Annotated in this window: 18 protein-coding genes and 1 pseudogene; 15 read left to right on the top strand and 4 right to left on the bottom strand. The window is 59.4% G+C overall.

Going from position 1 to position 18,069, the window contains the following annotated elements:
- Positions 1-41: 41 nt before the first annotated feature.
- The 14 genes from AC72UB_RS17220 to AC72UB_RS17155 all read left to right on the top strand — a co-directional run bounded on the left by AC72UB_RS17220 (position 42) and on the right by AC72UB_RS17155 (position 13,355).
- Positions 42-1,286 (top strand): ABC transporter substrate-binding protein, encoded by a 1,245-nt coding sequence (locus AC72UB_RS17220; RefSeq protein ID WP_463290989.1) that lies wholly within the window; start codon positions 42-44, stop codon positions 1,284-1,286.
- Entirely contained in the window at positions 1,283-2,266 is a 984-nt protein-coding gene (locus AC72UB_RS17215) for a GntR family transcriptional regulator (protein WP_505190809.1), read from the top strand. The genes AC72UB_RS17220 and AC72UB_RS17215 overlap by 4 nt, the downstream gene beginning before the upstream one ends.
- A gap of 202 nt (positions 2,267-2,468) precedes the next feature.
- Positions 2,469-3,617 carry an ABC transporter ATP-binding protein gene (locus tag AC72UB_RS17210; protein ID WP_505190808.1) on the top strand — a complete coding sequence of 383 codons (1,149 nt, stop codon included), beginning with the start codon at positions 2,469-2,471 and terminating at the stop codon, positions 3,615-3,617.
- Complete coding sequence (locus tag AC72UB_RS17205; protein ID WP_505190807.1) at positions 3,617-4,489, top strand: ABC transporter permease; 873 nt, start codon at positions 3,617-3,619, stop codon at positions 4,487-4,489. Before AC72UB_RS17210 ends, AC72UB_RS17205 begins: the two co-directional genes overlap by 1 nt.
- 3 nt (positions 4,490-4,492) lie before the next feature.
- On the top strand, positions 4,493-5,344 hold the full coding sequence (locus tag AC72UB_RS17200; protein WP_463290993.1) for an ABC transporter permease: 852 nt from the start codon (positions 4,493-4,495) through the stop codon (positions 5,342-5,344).
- Positions 5,341-6,057, top strand: a complete 717-nt coding sequence (locus tag AC72UB_RS17195) for an SDR family NAD(P)-dependent oxidoreductase (protein ID WP_505190806.1) — start codon at positions 5,341-5,343, stop codon at positions 6,055-6,057. The genes AC72UB_RS17200 and AC72UB_RS17195 overlap by 4 nt, the downstream gene beginning before the upstream one ends.
- On the top strand, positions 6,054-6,806 hold the full coding sequence (locus AC72UB_RS17190; RefSeq protein WP_505190805.1) for an SDR family NAD(P)-dependent oxidoreductase: 753 nt from the start codon (positions 6,054-6,056) through the stop codon (positions 6,804-6,806). The genes AC72UB_RS17195 and AC72UB_RS17190 overlap by 4 nt, the downstream gene beginning before the upstream one ends.
- A gap of 54 nt (positions 6,807-6,860) precedes the next feature.
- Positions 6,861-8,084: an ABC transporter substrate-binding protein gene (locus AC72UB_RS17185; RefSeq protein WP_505190804.1), complete on the top strand. Its 1,224-nt coding sequence runs from the start codon at positions 6,861-6,863 to the stop codon at positions 8,082-8,084.
- A gap of 84 nt (positions 8,085-8,168) precedes the next feature.
- The gene (locus tag AC72UB_RS17180) at positions 8,169-9,272 is read left to right on the top strand and encodes an ABC transporter ATP-binding protein (RefSeq protein ID WP_505190803.1); all 1,104 of its coding nucleotides are present in this window, start codon (positions 8,169-8,171) and stop codon (positions 9,270-9,272) included.
- 10 nt (positions 9,273-9,282) lie between these two features.
- Positions 9,283-10,632, top strand: a complete 1,350-nt coding sequence (locus AC72UB_RS17175) for an amidase (protein ID WP_505190802.1) — start codon at positions 9,283-9,285, stop codon at positions 10,630-10,632.
- A 41-nt stretch (positions 10,633-10,673) separates the two neighbouring features.
- Positions 10,674-11,576, top strand: a complete 903-nt coding sequence (locus tag AC72UB_RS17170) for a polysaccharide deacetylase family protein (protein WP_463290999.1) — start codon at positions 10,674-10,676, stop codon at positions 11,574-11,576.
- A 55-nt stretch (positions 11,577-11,631) separates the two neighbouring features.
- Positions 11,632-11,925, top strand: coding sequence for a hypothetical protein (locus AC72UB_RS17165; RefSeq protein WP_505190801.1), 294 nt, complete (start codon positions 11,632-11,634; stop codon positions 11,923-11,925).
- The gene (locus tag AC72UB_RS17160) at positions 11,915-12,895 is read left to right on the top strand and encodes a CobW family GTP-binding protein (RefSeq protein WP_505190800.1); all 981 of its coding nucleotides are present in this window, start codon (positions 11,915-11,917) and stop codon (positions 12,893-12,895) included. Before AC72UB_RS17165 ends, AC72UB_RS17160 begins: the two co-directional genes overlap by 11 nt.
- A 13-nt stretch (positions 12,896-12,908) precedes the next feature.
- The gene (locus AC72UB_RS17155; protein ID WP_505190799.1) at positions 12,909-13,355 is read left to right on the top strand and encodes a GNAT family N-acetyltransferase; all 447 of its coding nucleotides are present in this window, start codon (positions 12,909-12,911) and stop codon (positions 13,353-13,355) included.
- A gap of 4 nt (positions 13,356-13,359) precedes the next feature.
- Here AC72UB_RS17155 and AC72UB_RS17150 read toward each other — a convergent pair whose 3' ends face one another.
- The 4 genes and pseudogenes from AC72UB_RS17150 to AC72UB_RS17135 form a co-directional block, all read right to left on the bottom strand.
- Complete coding sequence (locus AC72UB_RS17150; protein WP_505190798.1) at positions 13,360-13,893, bottom strand: GNAT family N-acetyltransferase; 534 nt, start codon at positions 13,891-13,893, stop codon at positions 13,360-13,362.
- 178 nt (positions 13,894-14,071) lie between these two features.
- A pseudogene (locus AC72UB_RS17145) lies at positions 14,072-14,227 on the bottom strand (helix-turn-helix domain-containing protein); the annotation flags it as partial.
- Positions 14,228-14,347: 120 nt separating this feature from the next.
- On the bottom strand, positions 14,348-15,802 hold the full coding sequence (gene hydA, locus AC72UB_RS17140) for a dihydropyrimidinase (protein ID WP_505190797.1): 1,455 nt from the start codon (positions 15,800-15,802) through the stop codon (positions 14,348-14,350).
- A gap of 3 nt (positions 15,803-15,805) precedes the next feature.
- Entirely contained in the window at positions 15,806-16,741 is a 936-nt protein-coding gene (locus tag AC72UB_RS17135) for an N-carbamoyl-D-amino-acid hydrolase (protein WP_505190796.1), read from the bottom strand.
- 439 nt (positions 16,742-17,180) lie between these two features.
- On the opposite strand from AC72UB_RS17135, the gene ppk2 reads away from it, so the two are divergent.
- The gene (ppk2, locus tag AC72UB_RS17130) at positions 17,181-18,056 is read left to right on the top strand and encodes a polyphosphate kinase 2 (protein ID WP_505190857.1); all 876 of its coding nucleotides are present in this window, start codon (positions 17,181-17,183) and stop codon (positions 18,054-18,056) included.
- Positions 18,057-18,069 lie beyond the last annotated feature (13 nt).

Below are 18,069 nucleotides of genomic sequence, written 5' to 3'. Positions count from 1 at the left end.
TGACGCCAGCGGCTTTCCCCACCTCGCGATAGGAGGAATGCATGGGCGTGTCATCGGCGTCATTGGCGGCACCGCCACGACGACACCAGCGCAGGTTACGGGTGCGGGGCACTTCGATCACGCTGCTCAGTCAGGTGCGCGAACGCGCTGAAGCCGAGTTGGGCTTTGGGGTCGATTACGAACTCTTGGAGTTCCCCACATGCCAGCGCCGCGCCGCAATGGAGCCGGAAGGCTATGACGTCTATGAGCAATGCTTTCACAATCTAGACATCGTCTGGTTTTGGGGCGCGTTGCAGCCGATCGACATCAACCGCATCACTGAATGGGACAATATCAGCGATCTGGCCAAAGAAGGTGGGATCAGCAAATACGCATGGCGCGGCCATGGCGACGCCCCCGTGCGCAAGCTTTACGTGCAGCCCGGCGGGTTCTTGGGGCCGAAACCCTCTCGTCACATCAGTATGTTGCCCACTGTCTATAACATGGACAGCTTCGGCTATGATCCGCGCGTGTTTGGCATGGCCGAAGATCCAAGGCCCAGTTGGTCGTGGCTTTTGGACAAGCGTGCCAAGGGCCGTATTGCCCTGGTTGATGAGCCTGCCATCGGCCTTTTCGATGCGGCCCTTGCCGCCGAGGCAGCGGGAGAGCTTCAGTTCGCTGACATCGGCAATATGACGATCGAAGAGATCAACGCCCTGATGCGCCTTCTGGAGGATCGCCGCCGTCAGGGCTTTTTCTGCGGTGCTTGGCGTGATGGCGATCAGGCGGCCCAACTTCTGCGCGACAAAAGCGTGGCGGTGCAAAGCATGTGGTCGCCGGTTTACGGCAAGATTGGTCCGCATCCCGGCAGCTTTGTCGAGGCGGCCCCGACCGAGGGCTACCGCGCTTGGCATGGTGGGGCCAGCCTGTCGCGACACTTGGGTGGTGCGGAATTGGATATGGCATATGAGTATCTGAACTGGTGGCTGAGTGGCTATGCCGGTGCAGTCATGGCGCGCCAAGGCTATTATATCTCGACGCCCGAACGCAGTCGTACCCACCTGTCGCCACAGGAATGGGCCTATTGGTATGATGGCGCGCCCGCCGCGCAGGATCTTTATGGTCCGGGCGGGGAATGGGTGGTCCGGGCGGGTGCGCGGCGCGCGGGCGGCACCTACCGCGAACGGGCCAGCCGCATCGCCATCTGGAATACAGTTATGGATGAGTACAACTACGCCGCCCGTGCATGGGATCGCTTTATTCGTCGTATCCAGAATGGCACCGCTGCCGAGGACAGTGCCGCATGATCCGGTCAAGCAACCCGTTTGCGCAAGAGCCGCGATATGAGCTGATTACCCGCGTGTTGCGGAGCAACATTCAACGCGGAACGCTCCCTGAGGGACTTGTGCTGCTTGAAGGTCCGATTGCAGCGGTGATGCAGACCAGCCGGGTTCCGGTGCAGTCCGCCTTGCGGCTTTTGATGTCCGAAGGTCTGGTCCACCGCTTTGAGGGCCGTGGCTATCTTGTTGGACCCCAAAGCAAGGGGATCCTACCCGTGCGCCGCGACATCCGCGAGTTCACGCTGGATGTGCCCGATGAAGTGGATGACGCGCTGCAGACCCGCGGCACTTGGCGCCATGTCTATGAGGAGGTCGAAGAACAGGTGGCGTCTTGCCAGATCTTCGGCGAATTCCGGATCGTTGAAACGGAACTCTCTGACTATCTGGGTGTCAGCCGCACCGTGGCGCGTGATGTGCTGGCGCGCCTGCAAGAGCGCGGATTGATTCGCAAGAATGCCTCATCTCACTGGATTGCCGGCCCCCTGACTGCACGCACGCTGCGTGAGAAGTTTGAGTTGCGCAGCATCATCGAGCCTGCGGCGCTGCGAATGTCTGCGCCCTATATCAGTTATGCCGAAGTCGAGCAGCTTTTGGAAAAGATTGATTCTGGTGCTACACTGACACCAGAATCGCTGAGCGATGCTTTGGTTGAATTTTGCATCGCGCAGGCACCGAACATGACTCTGGTTGAGATGATCCGCAGCAACAGGTTGCTGTTGTCATCTGTAAACCGTGCGCTGACATCACTCGGGCTTCCGAATGACGAGGCGACGATCGACCAGTACCGAACACTTTTTGAGTTGATTGCACGGCATCCTATTGATTCAGCGGCGGAATATCTAAGGGATCAGGTCCAGATCACAGCGCAGCGTAATCTGGCACGCATGAAGATCGTCGCGGTTATCAGCGAAACAGGGGCTTTTGCCCCTTACCTGCTGCCGCAGTAATTCGGATATTGTATACAGCAACCATGTTGCATCGCGGCATTCTTTCGCCGCGTAGCAGAATTTGGGCGCACATTTTGCAGGATTGCTCGTTATGAAGGCGAAAATAGAAATTTAATGACTTGTTGACACACGGAAAAAATAGCCTTGTTATACGAAATACAGTTTTGGTGGTGATTGTGGCGCGCATCTGTCTGGGGCAACCGTGCCAGACTGGGTGCTTTTCAACCGTTGGGCCTACAGCGCAAGCGCTGTCAGCCCGGGCTCGAATGAGGTGATGGTGGAAACGGCAGTATTTCGACTGAGTGGTGTGACCCGGCGCTACGGAGATCTTGTGGCGCTCGAAGATGTGTCGCTCGATGTTGGGGTGAACGAGTATGTCTCGTTCCTCGGGCCATCTGGGTCGGGAAAGACCACGCTGTTGCGGGTGATTGCGGGCTTTGAAGCGCCGGATGCTGGCCGGGTCTTCTTCGAGGGCCGTGATATCACCCATCTGCCTGCACATGAGCGCGGTGTCGGCTTTGTCTTCCAGAACTTTGCGCTTTTCCCGCATCTGACCGTTCTGAAGAACGTTGGCTTTGGTTTGACCTACGGCAAGTCGCCTTTGCCGGCCGCTGAGGTGGATCGTCGGTCACGCGAAGTGATCGAGATGGTTGGACTTGCCGGGCTTGAAGACCGTGGCGTCGACCAAATCTCGGGTGGACAGCGTCAGCGCGTGGCTTTGGCGCGCACTTTGGCGATGCAACCGAAGCTGGTCTTGCTGGATGAACCATTGGGCGCATTGGACGCAAACCTACGCGGCCGGATGCGCAATGAACTGCGCGCGATCCGTGAGCGACTGGGTGTGACCTTCCTGCATGTGACGGGAAGTGAGACTGAGGCCCTGGCCATGGGGGACCGCGTCGTCGTTCTGGATCGTGGCCGGATTATTCAATCTGGCACAGCCGATCAGGTCTATGACACGCCGGCGTCGCCGGACGTCGCGCACTTCCTGAACCGCTTCAATCTGTTTGACGGCAAGTTGAGCTCAGGGAGCTTCTCGGGCCAGTTTGGCACCGTTTCTGCCGCGTCCGCCCGCAAGTCTGACCGTGACGTCTATGCTGTTCGCTATGACCGCATGCGCGTGCAACCTATGTCTGCCAAAGCAGATGGCCCCGCGCTGAAGGCGACATTTGTCGCATCCGAGTATCTCGGATCGTCGATCATGAACTTCTTTGAGGCCGAAGATGGCAAGGTGATCGAGATGGAACATCACCTGAGCCTTGGCGCACCTGACACCTACGAGCCGAAGCAGGACTACCTGCTGACCTGGAACCCAGAGCAGGCCATCGTCTTTGGTCGGGAGGCGCGCTGATGTCTGAAGCAACCGTATCCGTTCCGCGCAAGGACAACACAACGCGGTGGCTGTTGTTGCCCGGTATCATCTGGATGGCGCTGTTTCTCATCACGCCCATCTTGATGATCGTCTACGTCTCGTTCTGGACACAGACGACCTTTAACATCTCGCCCGAACCGACGCTTGATAGCTGGAAGCAGTTTTTCTCGTCCGATACGTACATCGGGTCCTTGTGGACGACGACGCGGATCTGGCTGATCGTTTTGGCAATGACCTTTATTGTCGGCTATCCCACTGCTCTGTTTGTGGGCCTGTTAGTAAAAAGCAAGACGCTGTCCACCATCTTGCTGGTGATCTGCGTCATCCCGTTCTGGACCTCGTTCCTGATCCGCGTTCTGGCCTGGAGGCCGATGCTGGGCAAGGAAGGCGCGATCAACATCATCCTGATGAAAGCCGGGATTATCCAGCAACCGATCGAGGTGCTGTTGTTCACCGAATTGTCGGTCATCATCGGCATGACCCAGATTTACTGCGTGTTCATGGTCGGCCCGATCGCCTTTATGCTGGCACGGATCGACCGCAACATCATCGAAGCCGCACGTGATCTGGGCGCAGGCTTTGGCCGCATCTTCTGGAAGATCATCTTCCCCTTGTCGCTGCCCGGTGTGGTGGTCGGGGCCATCTTCGTCTCGGTGATGGTCTTGGGCGAGTTCGCTACCTCTGGCGCGCTCTCGGGCCGCAAGGTGAACCTTCTGGGCAACATCATCGTCACGCAGGTCGGGTCGTTGAAATGGGCCATGGCCTCGGTCGTGGGGGTGATCCTGACGGTGGTGATGGGCGTGGTGATTGCAGGCTTCCTGCGCATCGTCGATCTGAAGCGGGAGCTCTGAGCCATGGAATCGCGTATCCTCAAGCCCATTCTTGGCGTCTATGTCGGGGCGTTCCTGCTCTTCCTTTATGGCCCGTTTGTCGTGCTGACGATCATCTCGTTCCAGCAAGGGCCAGAGGGCGGGCCGCAGTTCCCGATCATCGAATGGTCGACCTACTGGTATAAGCACATCTTCGGGCTGACCCCGCCGTCCCGCATCGCGCCCTTGCCGTTTGGTGAGGCGCTGTTCCGGTCGCTGGTACTGGCCTTCATGACCATGGTGACATCCACCGTTCTCGGCGTGATGGCCGCACAAGCGTTTCGCAAGCGGTTCAAGGGTGCGAGCATTGTCTTTTACCTGATCGTCCTGGGCATGATGGTGCCGGGCGTGCTGACGGGTCTGGGCACGTCGCTTTTGGCCAACAACATCATCGGGATTGAACGGCACTGGTACACCACCGCGTTTGCGACCCATGTGGTCTATACCTTCCCTTTCGCCTTCTTGGTCATGCTGGCCATCCTGAACCGCTTTGACGCTTCGGTCGAGGAAGCGTCTTGGTCCTTGGGTGTCAGCCCTTGGACAACGTTCCGCCGGGTCACCTTTCCGCTGATCTTCCCGGGCGTGCTGTCGGCCATGTTGTTTGCCTTCACGCTCAGCCTGGATGAGTTTCCCCGCACGCTTTTTGCCTCGGGCCGCGATCAGACCTTGCCTTTGGCGATTTACGGCACCTTCTCGGTGGAAATTCACCCGAACATCTTTGCCTTCGGCGTTCTGACCACGCTGTTCTCCTTCGCGCTCTTGTCTGTCTACGGCATCTTGATGGGCCTGTCGGTCCGCCGTGCGCGCAAGATGGCGATGCAGGAGGACATCGTATGAACGTTGCGATCGTCACCGGGGCAGGGTCGGGCATCGGCCGCGCAATTGCCGTGCAGCTGGCCGCCGAAGGCTACAAGGTGCTGGTCAATGACTTTCGCACCGAAGCGGCCGAAGCTGTGGCCGCCGAAATCGGCGGGTTGGCCTGTGGTGGCGATGTCTCAAACGAGGCGGATGTTGCGGCTATGGTGGCAAAGGCCGAAGCCAGCTTTGGCCCAGTGACGCATCTCATCAACAATGCAGGCCATGTGCATCAGGGCCGCTTTACCGAGCTAAAGGTCGAAGAGTTTGACCGCATGATCGCCGTGCATCTGCGTGGCACCTTCTTGTGCACCCAAGCCGTGCTGAAGGGCATGCTGGCGCGCGGGCAGGGGGTGATTGTCAACATCGCCTCGCAGCTGGGTCAGATCGGCGGGATCGAGTTGGTGCATTACTCGGCCGCCAAGGCCGGGATTATTGGCCTGACCAAGGCGCTGGCGCGTGAGGTGTCGGCCCAAGGCGTGCGGGTTAACGCCGTGGCCCCGGGTCCGATCAACACCCCGCTTGTGCGCAGCCTCTCGGCTGACTGGCAACGTGCCAAGGCTGCGGAATTGCCGCTCGGCCGATTTGGCGAACCCGAGGAAGTCGCGGCAACTGTCGCCTTTCTGTGTTCGCCCGCCGCCTCGTTGTTCGTGGGCCAGACGCTTGGTCCGAATTCCGGAGATGTGATGCTATGACCGATATCACCCTGATCACCGGCGCAGGAATTGGCATTGGCCGCGCCACCGCTTTGGCGTTTGCGCGCGCCGGAAGCCATGTCGTTGTGACCGATGTGCTGGAAGATGCCGGCAAGTCCGTGGTGGCCGAAATCACAGCCGCAGGCGGCAGTGCTGAATTCATGACGCTTGACGTGCGCTCCACCGAAGGGGCGGACGCCGTGGTCGCCGCCGTCGAGGCGCGCCATGGCAAGATTGACACCATCGTTGCGAATGCGGGTATCGCCCACCGCGTGCCCTTGCCGCAATTGACCGATGCCAAATGGGACCACACCTTTGATATCGACCTGAAGGGCATTTACCGCATCGTTCGCCCCGCCCTGCCGGGCATGAAGGCACGCAAATCGGGGTCCGTCATCGCCCTGTCGTCGATCATGGGCGTGGCCTACGGCTGGGATGAGCATGTGCATTACTCCGCCGCAAAAGCCGGGGTTGTCGGGCTGGTCCGTGGTCTTGCCGTGGAACTGGCACGTGACGGTATCCGGGTGAATGGCGTGGCACCTGGCTACATCCGCACGGCCCAGCTTTTGTCCAAAGAACACTCGGTCGGCCCCGACGCCGACAAGTGCGGCGAATACATTCCCATGGGACGCATCGGCGAGCCGGAAGACATCGCTGACGTGATCATGTTCCTAGCATCCAACGGCGCCCGATACATGACCGGTCAGGTCGTGGTCGTGGACGGAGGACTGCTTGTCGGGCGCTACTGACCCGACAGCACGAGAAGACGACTGCACTACACAACGACAACAGGAGGTAGAAGAATGAACGAAATGTCTCTTTCCAGACGGAAGTTCTTGAAAGGCACCGCCGGAACCATGGCTTTGGCTGCGGCTGGCATGCCGATGCTGGGCGCCCAGCAGGCGTTTGCGGCAGATCTTGCAAGCCAAGAGCTCCGCACCGTCGGCCTGTCGGTTACCGTCCAGGAGCGTATCCTGAACGAGTTCCAGGCGGCCTCGGGCGTCAAGGCAGTGTCGGGCAAGGCCGACATCTTCCCGAACACCCAGACCGAACTCTTGTCCGGTTCTACGGCCTATGACTGCTGGGAAACCATCGGTGAGCGTCTGCCGGCCATCGTGCAGACGGGCCTTGTCTCGCCGATCCCGACGGCCAACCTCACCAACTGGACCGGCGTTGGCGAAAGCTTCCTCAAGCCGTCTGACAAGTGGGAAGCCCGCGCACAGATCGTTGGTCAAATCTGGGCTGATGAAGCGCAAACCGCGTTGAACATGGTTCCGACCGTGTACAACTTTGACTCGATCGGGTACCGTCCCGACCTCGTCGATGCCGAAGAAGCCTCGAACTGGTCTTGCCTGTTCGATCCCAAGTTCAAGGGCAAGACGGGCCTGAACGTTGACCCGCTGATCGCCTTCGGTCAGGCCATCATGGCCATGAACGAGCTTGGCCTTCTGGCTGTGCCGAACCCCGGTAACCCCGATGCAGCAGCCATCGAAGAAGCCTCGAAGTTCCTGATCTCCAAGAAGAAAGAAGGCCAGTTCCGCGCCCTTTGGGGTGACTTTGGTGAATTGGTCAACCTTCTGGCCTCGGGCGAGATGGTGTTGGCAGACGCATGGCAGCCGGCTGTTATGGCTGTTAAGGCACAGGGCGTTCAGTGCTCCTATGCCACCATGAAGAACGGCTATCGTGGCTGGTCGATCGGTGTTTCGGCACTGAAGTCTTCGCCCAACCTCGATGCGGTCACCGCCTATGCCGATTACTGGCTGTCGGGTGGTCCGGCTGTGGCTGTGTCCGAACAGGGCTACTACTCGCCCAACGACAAGGTCAAGGCTGTCATGGCCCCCGAGAAGTATGCCTTCTGGTACGAGGGCGCTCCGTGGGTTGGCGCGGAAGATCGCGGCATCAAGGAAGGCGATCTGCGCGACGGCGGCTCGCTCGCGACTCGTGCAGCGAACGTCGCTTACTGGCACCAGTGGCCAGATGAGTATGACCTGTTGATCCAGAAGTGGGACGAATTCTTGTCTGCTTGATCAGTAAAATCCGGGTCGGGGCTTTTGCCCCGACCCACCCCCTAAAAAAACGCACCGAACGCCCTGAAAGCAAGGACGCATAACTTGGCCTACGACCTGCAACTTTCGCATATCGGCAAGGTTTACGACAACGGCACGCCGGCCGTGATCGATTTCAATCTTGACGTTGAAAAGGGCGAATTCATTGCGTTTCTTGGCCCGTCGGGCTGCGGAAAAACCACCACCTTGCGCATGATCGCGGGGTTTGAAACCATTACTTCCGGGGATCTGATGATCCGGGGCAAGCGGGTCAACGACCTTAACCCCGAACAGCGCCCGACCTCGATGATCTTCCAGAATTATGCGCTGTTCCCGCACATGACTGTGCGGCAGAACGTGCATTTCGGGCTTGAGGTGAAAAAGACCCCGCAGGCCGAAGCCAACCGCAAGGTCGACCGCATTCTCGACAAACTGGGCCTGACCGAAGTGGCCGATGTGCGCCCGACGCGTCTCTCTGGTGGCCAGCGTCAGCGCATCGCCCTTGCGAGATCCTTGGTGGTCGAGCCTGATATTCTTTTGCTGGATGAACCCCTTGGCGCACTTGACGCCAACCTTCGCAAAAGCATCCAGAATGAGTTGAAGTTGTTGCAGCGCGATCTGGGCATCACCTTTGTATTCGTGACCCATGCGCAGTCCGAGGCCTTGGCGCTGTCTGACCGCATCGTGGTGATGAACTCAGGCCGAGTGGAACAGATCAGCCCGCCACGCGAGTTGTATACGCGTCCCTCCAGCCTGTTTGTGGCCCGCTTTATCGGCGCAAACACCCTGATTTCTGGCAAAGCCGGTGCGACTGAGAGTGGTAAAGTGAAGGTCAGTTCCGCATTTGGCCCGCTTGTGGCGCTGGAACATGGTCCTGCGGTGGCATCAGGTGCTTCGGTCTCCATCGTCTTGCCGGCTGAGGCCATGCAAATCCTGCCGGGCACCATGCCCATAAGCGAGGTGCGCGCAACCTACGGTGAGAACGTTATTCCCTGCCAGATCAATCGCTTGCAGCTGGTCGGCCATATCATGCAAATCGCGCTGACCTTGCCCAATGGCGATGCGGTGAGCCTTGAGGGCCATGCCGACAAGTACCGTGGCCTTTTGGTGGCCGGTCAGCCGGGCTTTGTTGCTTGGGCACCGCAAGATGCCACGCTGATCGTGGAATAAGGGGGCGGATATGTCGATCGGCACCGTTCAGGATCTTGCAAGCGCGCTGCGCGACGGGCGCCGCGACCCGGTTGATCTGGTGGCTGAGGTGTTTGATCGTATCGACCGCCACCATGATCCTGCCTTGTTCATCCGCACCCTGCGCCCCCGCGCCGAATCCGAAGCCCGCGCCGCGCGCGAGCGGCTGCGCGCAGGCAATCCTGCCAGTCTGGTGGATGGTGTGCCTTTGGCGTGGAAGGATCTGTTTGATCTGAAAGGGTCAGTGACCACCGCAGGGTCGGCCGTGCTGCGCGATGCGGCGCCTGCGGCCGCCGATGGGGCGCTTGTCAACGCAGCGATGCGCGCAGGCATGGTCAGCGTGGGCGCGGTCAACATGACTGAGTTTGCCTACTCGGGCATTGGTCTCAACCCGCATTACGGCACCCCTCGCAATCCCTGTGATCCCAAGGTGGCGCGCTCTCCAGGCGGATCGTCGTCGGGCTCTGGGGCGGTGGTGGCCGCCGGTATCGTGCCGGTTTCCATTGGCACTGACACGGGCGGGTCCATTCGAATTCCGGCCGCCTTTAACGGGGTTGTCGGCTATAAGACCTCGACCGGGCATTACCCGATGCAGGGTGTTTTCCCGCTGTCTCGCACACTTGATACGCTGGGTCCTTTGGCGCAAAGCGTCGCCGATTGCGTGCTGACTGACGCCGCCTTGCGGGGCTTGGCCGCGCCATCGGTTGCCGCAGCCCCGCTCGAAGCTCTGGATTTCGTTGTCCCTGACAGCTTCATGTTCGATGATCTTGCGCCTGCCGTCGCGGCGAACTTCGATGCCGCGGTGGCCCGGCTTGCAAAGGCCGGCGCACGGGTGCGCGCCATTGCGATGCCCGAGCTGCATGAGGTGTCCGCGCTGATGGGCCGGTATGGCCCGCTCACCTCGGCCGAAGCGATGGATGTCCACAAGGAACGCCTTGCGGGGCCAGAGGCTGCCCGCATCGACCCCCGCGTCGTGCGCCGCATCCGCATGGCCGAAGCGATGTCAGCGGTCGATCTCATCCGTCTGACCGAGGGGCGCCGCGCGTGGATCGCGCGTATGAATGCGCGCCTTGGCAATGCCATTCTCATTTGTCCAACGACCCCATCGGTCGCAATGCCGATTGCGCCGCTTGAGGCGGACGTCGAGGTGTTTTTCCACCACAACTTCCGCACGCTTCGCAACACCGCCATCGGCAATTTTCTGGATTGGTGCGGCATGTCCATTCCCAATGGGACGGACAATGACGGCATGCCGACCGGCTTTATGATGTGCGCCCCGCATGGGCAGGACCGCGCCGTTCTTGCGGCAGGGCTTGCCATCGAACCCCTTGTGCGCGGCTGAGCGCACCAAATGACGACAATGTTCACAGGAGGATAAGGACCATGGCTAAGAAAATAATGTGCGCCTTCGGCACCGATATTGACTCGGTTGCTGGTTGGATCGGGTCTTATGGCGGTGGCGACAGCCCGTCCGACATTCAGCGCGGCATCTTCGCAACCGAAGTGGGCGTGCCGCGCCTGCTGCGCTTGTTCAAGAAATATGACCTCAAGACCAGCTTCTTCATCCCGGGCCACAGCCTTGAAACCTTCCCCAAGGAAATGGAGATGATCGTCAAGGACGGTCACGAAGTGGGCGCGCACGGCTATCTGCACGAAAACCCCATCGCGATGACCCCGTCGCAGGAAGAGGACGTGCTGGTCAAGTCGATCGAACTCATCAAGGGCCTGACCGGCCAAGCGCCGCGCGGCTATGTGGCTCCGTGGTGGGAAATGTCGAATTCGACGGCTGCGCTGTTGCTCAAGCACGGCTTCACCTATGACCACAGCCAAGGCTACCGCGACTTCCAGCCCTTCTATGCCAAGGTCGGCGACAGCTGGAACACCATCGACTATTCCAAGACCGCCAAGGAATGGATGCATCCCTTGAAGCACGGCAAAGAGATCGACCTCGTCGATATCGCCGCCAACTGGTATGTGGATGACCTGCCGCCGATGATGTTCATGAAAAAGGCCCCGAACAGCCACGGCTTTGTCAACCCGCGCGACATTGAAGAAATGTGGCGTGACCAGTTCGACTGGGTCTACCGCGAAATGGATTACGCGGTCTTCGCCTTCACCATTCACCCCGATGTTGCGGGCCGTCCGCAGGTTCTGCTGATGCTGGAGCGCCTGATCGAATACATCTCCAAGCATTCGGGCGTGGAATGGGCAACCTTTGAGGACATCGCCAATGATTTCCGCAAGCGTTACCCCTTCGGCGGCAAAGCCCGCCCCGAGGTGATCTGATCTTTTGGCCGGGGCAGCCACAGGCTGCTCCGGCCAATCCTTGAAAGGACCAGCGATGTGCAATGCCTGCGGCAATCCCGCCGTTCCGGGCCATTGGACCGACGCCGGGGCTGCAACGCCCGGCGACCGTTTGCGCGCGCGGTTTCATCGGGTGGGTGTTCTAAACGCCATTCTGCGGCCCTATGGCTTGACCGCCCATGATGGCGGCGTAGTGCCGGGGATTCAGCTCTCGACCCTGTCGGGGGCGGGTGTGATCGTGCAGAATCTGGCTGAAGTTTGGTCCGAGGCGGAACGCCTGATTGGCCGTCCGATTGATCCTTTGGACCCAAGGTACCTGAATGTCGAGTGATGTGCTCGAAGGGCGCCTGCGGCTGACGATTCTGGGCGGCTATCTTGGGTCGGGCAAGACCACTTGGCTACGGCACCAGCTTCACGCTGGGACCTTTGGTCCAAACGTCCATGTGATCGTGAACGAGGCGGCCGAAACCCCTGTGGATGATGCGCTTTTGGGCAAGGTCACGCTTTTGGCGGGCGGGTGCTGTTGCTGCACAGGCCGTCCGGCGCTGATCACGGCCTTGCGTGGCTTGTGCGATGATCGCAGCCGCGAGGGCGGCGCGCGGTTTGACCGGATCGTGCTGGAAACCAGCGGTCTGGCTGACCCGGCCGCGATAGTCGCGGCGATTCAGGCTGATCCGGTTTTGGTTAACCACATTCTAATTGGTGAGACACTCGTGGCCGTCGACGCCTTGCACGCCTTGGCGCAACTGGCGAGTGAGCCATTGGGCCGGCGGCAGGTTGGTGCGGCGGACCAGTTGATCCTGACCAAGACCGACGCCTGCGCGCCGGGTGATCTGGCCGCCTTGCAAGCGACCTTAGCCGTCTTGAACCCAGGCGCTGCTATTTCGGCGGCTGTCTTGGGTGAAACGGTTGCCCTGCCGCCCGTGCCCCCCGGCACCATGGCTGCCGCCTTGCCGCCCTTGCCCGAAGAGGATGCGCGCGGCTCGATCCTGCCCACCCAGATCGAGGTGGACCCCAGTCTGGATTGGTCCGCCTTCGCGCTTTGGCTGTCCGCCCTTCTTCATGCGCGCGGCGATGATCTGGTGCGGGTCAAGGGTGTGCTTCGCACGCCTGCGGGGCGGCTTTTGTTGCAAACCGTGCGTAAGGTGGTGCAATCGCCCGAGATCTTGCCGGAAACCTCGGATCCGGGGCAGGATAACCGGATCGTCTTTATCGGTCGGGGTTATGACCCAAAGGATCTCACGCGCTCGCTCTATCACTTCCTTGGCCGCCCCCTGCCGGCTGCCTTGAAGCCCTCTTAAGAAAGGACCTCACATGCCTTGTACCATCCGTCCCCTGCGCGCAACTGACGAGGCCGACTGGCGGCGTTTGTGGACCGGCTATCTGGAGTTCTACAAGACCTCGGTACCCGAGGCGGTCTATGTCTCGACCTTTGTCCGGCTGCTTGGCGATGATGCGCGCGATTTCAACTGCCTTGTCGCCGAGGTGGACGGCAAGATGGTGGGCTTGACGCATTACCTGTCGCATCGCCACGCGTGGAAGATCGAAGAGGTGATCTACCTGCAGGACCTTTATGTTGATCCTGCGGTGCGCGGCACCGGGGCCGGGCGGGCGCTTATTGAGGCGGTCTATGCTGTGGCCGATGCCGCGGGCACGCCTGCGGTCTATTGGCTGACGCAGGATTTCAACACGCAGGCCCGGCAGCTTTATGACCGCATCGCGCAGGTCACACCCTTCATCCGCTATAACCGCAAGCTCTGAGAGCTTATCCGACAAGGTCCGCAGGGGCAGGGTGGCGCCAGACCTGCATCTGGCCCAACCGAACATGGGTAAAATCCGCCTCGTGGGTGCAGTCCATGCGTTCAGCCAGCCGGATCGACCGTGTGTTGCCCGGATCAATCAAGCTGATCGCCGTGGGCCAGTTGAGCGTGTCGTAAGCGTAGCGGCGCGCGGCAAAGGCCGCCTCTAGTGCAATCCCTCGCCCTTCGGCGGGGCCCATCAGCACCCAGCCCACCTCAGGCTCGGGCCAACCTTCGGGATGCCAAAGGCCCACATGTCCGCAAAAGGCACCCGTGGCCTTTTCTTCAACCGCCCAGAACCCAAACCCACGCAAGGCCCAATGGCCCAAATGTGTCGCTAGCCCGCGCCATGCCAACTCGCGGTGCATCGGCCCGCCAATGAAACGCGACCGATCGGTTGAATAGAACTCGGCAAAGGCGTCGAAGTCTGTTTGCCGGTATTCGCGCATGATCAGCCGTTCGGTCTCAAGCCGTGGGATGGTCACGGTATAGGCGGTCATTTTAGCAGCACTCCCGTCGGTTGCCCGCCCAGCCTAGCGGTGGGCCATCGCCTAAGGCAAGATGGATGCTGTCACAAGGGCAGCCCCTTTGTCACAGCGGCACCCTTTGCTCTGCCGCGGCATATTCCAGTTCCGGTAAATGCATCAGTGCGACCTCAAAAGGCAGCGAACGTGTTTACTATGAACTCGAAGCGACGCTTGCATCTATCGATGCGGCACCTTCGACCGTCGCCCGCTTGCGCCACTTCGCTACCGTCTTGGGGTTGATGCCAAGCTCCCGGCTTGCCTGCGCCAGCGAAGCTTGCTGTCGCTGTAGTGCTGCTCTGTCGGCGTGCCCTCGCCAGCGGGCTCAAACCGACGGCGCCGCGCTGGCTCTCTCGTGACGAACTTGTCCCACAGTACTTCCTTCCATTCCTGCGAAAGGATGACACCATCAAACCGTGGGATCAAACATCTAGACCCCGATGGGCATCAGGCTTTCGTCACGCACGACGGGACGTGGGGCGATAAGATCGCGCCATTGTGAGTAGGCTCGCGAAACTGGCGGGTTTGGCGTGCGCATCACATGCCGACCATGCCCGGGTTGCGGCTGGCCACCGTTCGGTCCCCAAAGCACCATGCCGCGCGATAGCGTGTATCGAGGCAGGCCAGTGACGGTGAAGCCTTCAAACACGTTGTAATCAATGATAGATTTTTGGGCCGATGCAGAGATGGTCTTGCTGGCCGCCGGGTCGAATACGACGATATCGGCATCCGCGCCAACGGCAATCGCACCCTTCTGGGGGTAAATGTTAAGGATTTGCGCGATGTTCGTTGAGGTGACGGCCACAAATTCATTCATCGTGATCCGCCCGGTCGCAACACCATGCGTCCACAAGAGCGAAAGTCTGTCTTCCAGACCCCCGGTGCCATTCGGGATCTTGGTAAAATCGCCGCGCCCCATCTGCTTTTGCTGGGTGGTAAAGGCGCAATGGTCGGTCGCCACCACCGATAGAGTGCCTGCTGCAAGTCCCGCCCAAAGGCTGTCCTGATGCCGTTTGCTGCGAAACGGAGGGCTCATCACCCGCTGGGCAGCATAGTTCCAGTCTTGATTGGCATATTCACCCTCGTCCAACAGCAGATGCTGAACCAAAGGCTCGCCCCAGACCCGCGTGCCTGCCTGTTTCCAACGACGAATGGCCTCATGTGCCTCTTCAGAGGAGGTGTGCACGATGTAGACCGGCACTCCCACCGCATCTGCGATCATGATCGCACGGTTTGTGGCCTCACCCTCGACTGTCGCGGGGCGGGAATAGGCGTGCGCTTCCGGACCTCTGTTGCCTTCGGCCAGAAGTTTTTGTTGCAGACCGGCGATCAGGTCACCGTTTTCTGCATGTACAAGCGGGATCGCCCCCAACTCACGGCAGCGCGAAAAGCTTGCGTACATCTCATCATCATTCACCATCAATGCGCCCTTGTAGGCCATGAAATGCTTGAATGTGTTCACCCCACGGTCAACGCAAACGGCCATCTGCGCCCAGACTTCCTGTGACCAGCCAGTTATCGACATGTGAAAGCCGTAGTCGATGCTGGCCTGCCGGGCCGCTCTTTCTTCCCACAGCCCCAACGGACCGAGTAGGTCAGTTGGGTTAGAAATGATGTGATCGACGATCATTGTCGTGCCACCGCTTGCAGCGGCGAAGGTGCCACTTTCCCACGTCTCGGCGGTGGAGGTGCCCATGAACGGCATCTCCAGATGCGTATGCGGATCGATTCCGCCGGGCATCACATAGGCGCCTTCCGCATCAATCAGGGTATCGCCCACAAGGTTCTGCCCGATGGCTGCAATCACGCCGCGCTCAACCAGCACATCGGCCTTGTAGGTCCGGTCATGGGTGACGATCGTGCCGCCTTTGATAACTGTGGTCATGGCCTACTCCGGCAGAATTGCCCCTGCACGTTCGGTGATGAGGGTATACGCCTCGGGCCGACGGTGCTGGGCAAAGTTGAAAACGGTGTCCTTATACATGCGCCCCATATCGAGGTCACATTTCGCGGTGATTACTTCGTCTTCGACGGTAACGGCTTGCGCCACAATCTCTCCACTTGGGGCAACGATCACGGACTGGCCACCCATCTTCGACCCCTCCTCGTTGCCACATTTTGCGGTGCCGACGACCCAAGTTGCGTTCTGATAGGCCCCTGCCTGCATCGACAGATGGTTATGGAAAAGGGTTAGGCTGTCCATCGGCTCGCTATTCAGATGGCCAAAGGGCGTGTTGTAACCCAGCATAACCATCTCTACCCCTTGCAGACCCATCACGCGGTAGGTTTCGGGCCAGCGACGGTCATTGCAGATGCACATGCCCATGATGCCACCCATCGTGCGCCAGACAGGAAAGCCAAGATCTCCGGGCTCAAAATAGCGCTTTTCCAGATGTTGAAAGGGCCGGTTTGGTAGTGGCTCTGCCCAACCCGGAAGGTGCACCTTACGGTATTTTCCAACAATCTTGCCGGTCTGATCGACTAGAATTGACGTGTTAAAGCGGTGCTTTACCCCGCCTTCGACCACAAGTTCGGCGTAGCCCAAATAGAAACCGATCCCCAGCTTTGCCGACTCGTCAAACAGTGGTTGAGTGGCAAGCGAGGGCATTGCGGTTTCATAGTAGCTGTCCAGCTCAGCCTCGTCTTCGATCAACCAGCGTGGAAAAAAAGTGGTCAACGCCATTTCGGTAAAGACCACCAACTTAGCCCCACGACCATGTGCTTCGCGCATCATTGCCACGAGGCGGGCCACGGTGTCTTTGCGAGTTTCGGATTTGGAAATTGGTCCCATTTGCGCCGAAGCCGTAATCAGGTGTCGCGCCATTATGCCCTCATCCGGTTAACTCGACTTTTAGAAAACCTACCCGCAGCCCCAGCGCTGTCAATAATCATCGGCCGATGTTCCACTATCATTGGCACCGCAAGACCGGCTATACCAGCGCCCGCCAGGATGGATTGCATCTGTGCATTCTAATGGGTTGTCATAAATGTTTTGTGGAACGTCGGCTTGCATGAGAGCCGGGTGCTGGCTGGTTGTGTGTTTGCTAATGATCACAGTCAAAAAGCCCCAAACTTGGAACTCTCCCTCGTAACGAGCCACAGCTATGACCATGCCGCGCGTGTCGTATCTTTCAAGTCTGCTAAAGCGTCTCTTGCCCTACCCGTCGGATCGGTTGCCGGTGACGGATGATGCAATTTTGGGCGACAGGAATGGCGCCACTGAAGGACTGCCACCTAGGCCCAGCGTGCCGCGTGACTGGCTGATGTCCGACCTCACAGATAGTCTGGAGGAGGAGGCTGAGCTGACAGATGACACATTTCTGTCTGAGGGGGTCGCTGAGCTCTACCGCCAAGCCCATCCGGACAGCATTGGCAATAAAGCCTATTTTGATAGCCTGTTCGCCCTTCAAGCCGAACTCATAAAGCTACAGGACTGGGTAAGCCACCATAAAAAGAAGGTCGTTGTACTGTTCGAGGGGCGAGACAGCGCGGGCAAGGGTGGCGTTATCAAACGCATCACTCAGCGGTTAAACCCGCGTGTCGTCCGTGTCGTTGCGTTGCCTGCGCCATCCGACCGCGAACGTACGCAATGGTATTTCCAGCGCTATGTCCCGCATCTACCTGCGGGTGGTGAGATCGTTTTGTTTGACCGGTCATGGTACAATCGTGCTGGTGTCGAGCGTGTCATGGGCTTCGCGACTGAAGATCAGGTCGAGCAGTTCTTCCGGGATGTCCCGGAGTTTGAACGAATGCTCGTCCGATCTGGTATCATCGTCCTCAAGTATTGGTTCTCAATCACCGATGAAGAGCAGCAACTTCGCTTTACGATGCGCATTCACGATCCAATGAAACAGTGGAAACTCTCCCCGATGGATCTTCAATCGCGTGTACGGTGGGAAGACTACACAAAAGCCAAGGAGGACATATTCGACCGAACCAACATCCCCGAGGCCCCATGGTACATTGTCGAGGGAAACGACAAGCGGCGTGCGCGTTTGAACTGCATAGATCATCTGCTCAGCCGATTTCCCTATGAAGCGGTGCCGCATGACGACATCCAATTGCCAGATCGCGTTTTCAACCCTGACTACGAGCGTGCCGTCCTGCCACCTGAGCTCTATGTCCCAAGCAAATACTAAGCCTGTGAGCAGG

Origin of the sequence: Allotabrizicola aquatica (SeqCode), assembly GCF_965194375.1 — a bacterium.
GTDB lineage: Bacteria > Pseudomonadota > Alphaproteobacteria > Rhodobacterales > Rhodobacteraceae > Tabrizicola_A > Tabrizicola_A aquatica.
Note: the sequence above shows the minus strand (reverse complement) of the source record. Positions and strands in the feature narration are given on the sequence as shown.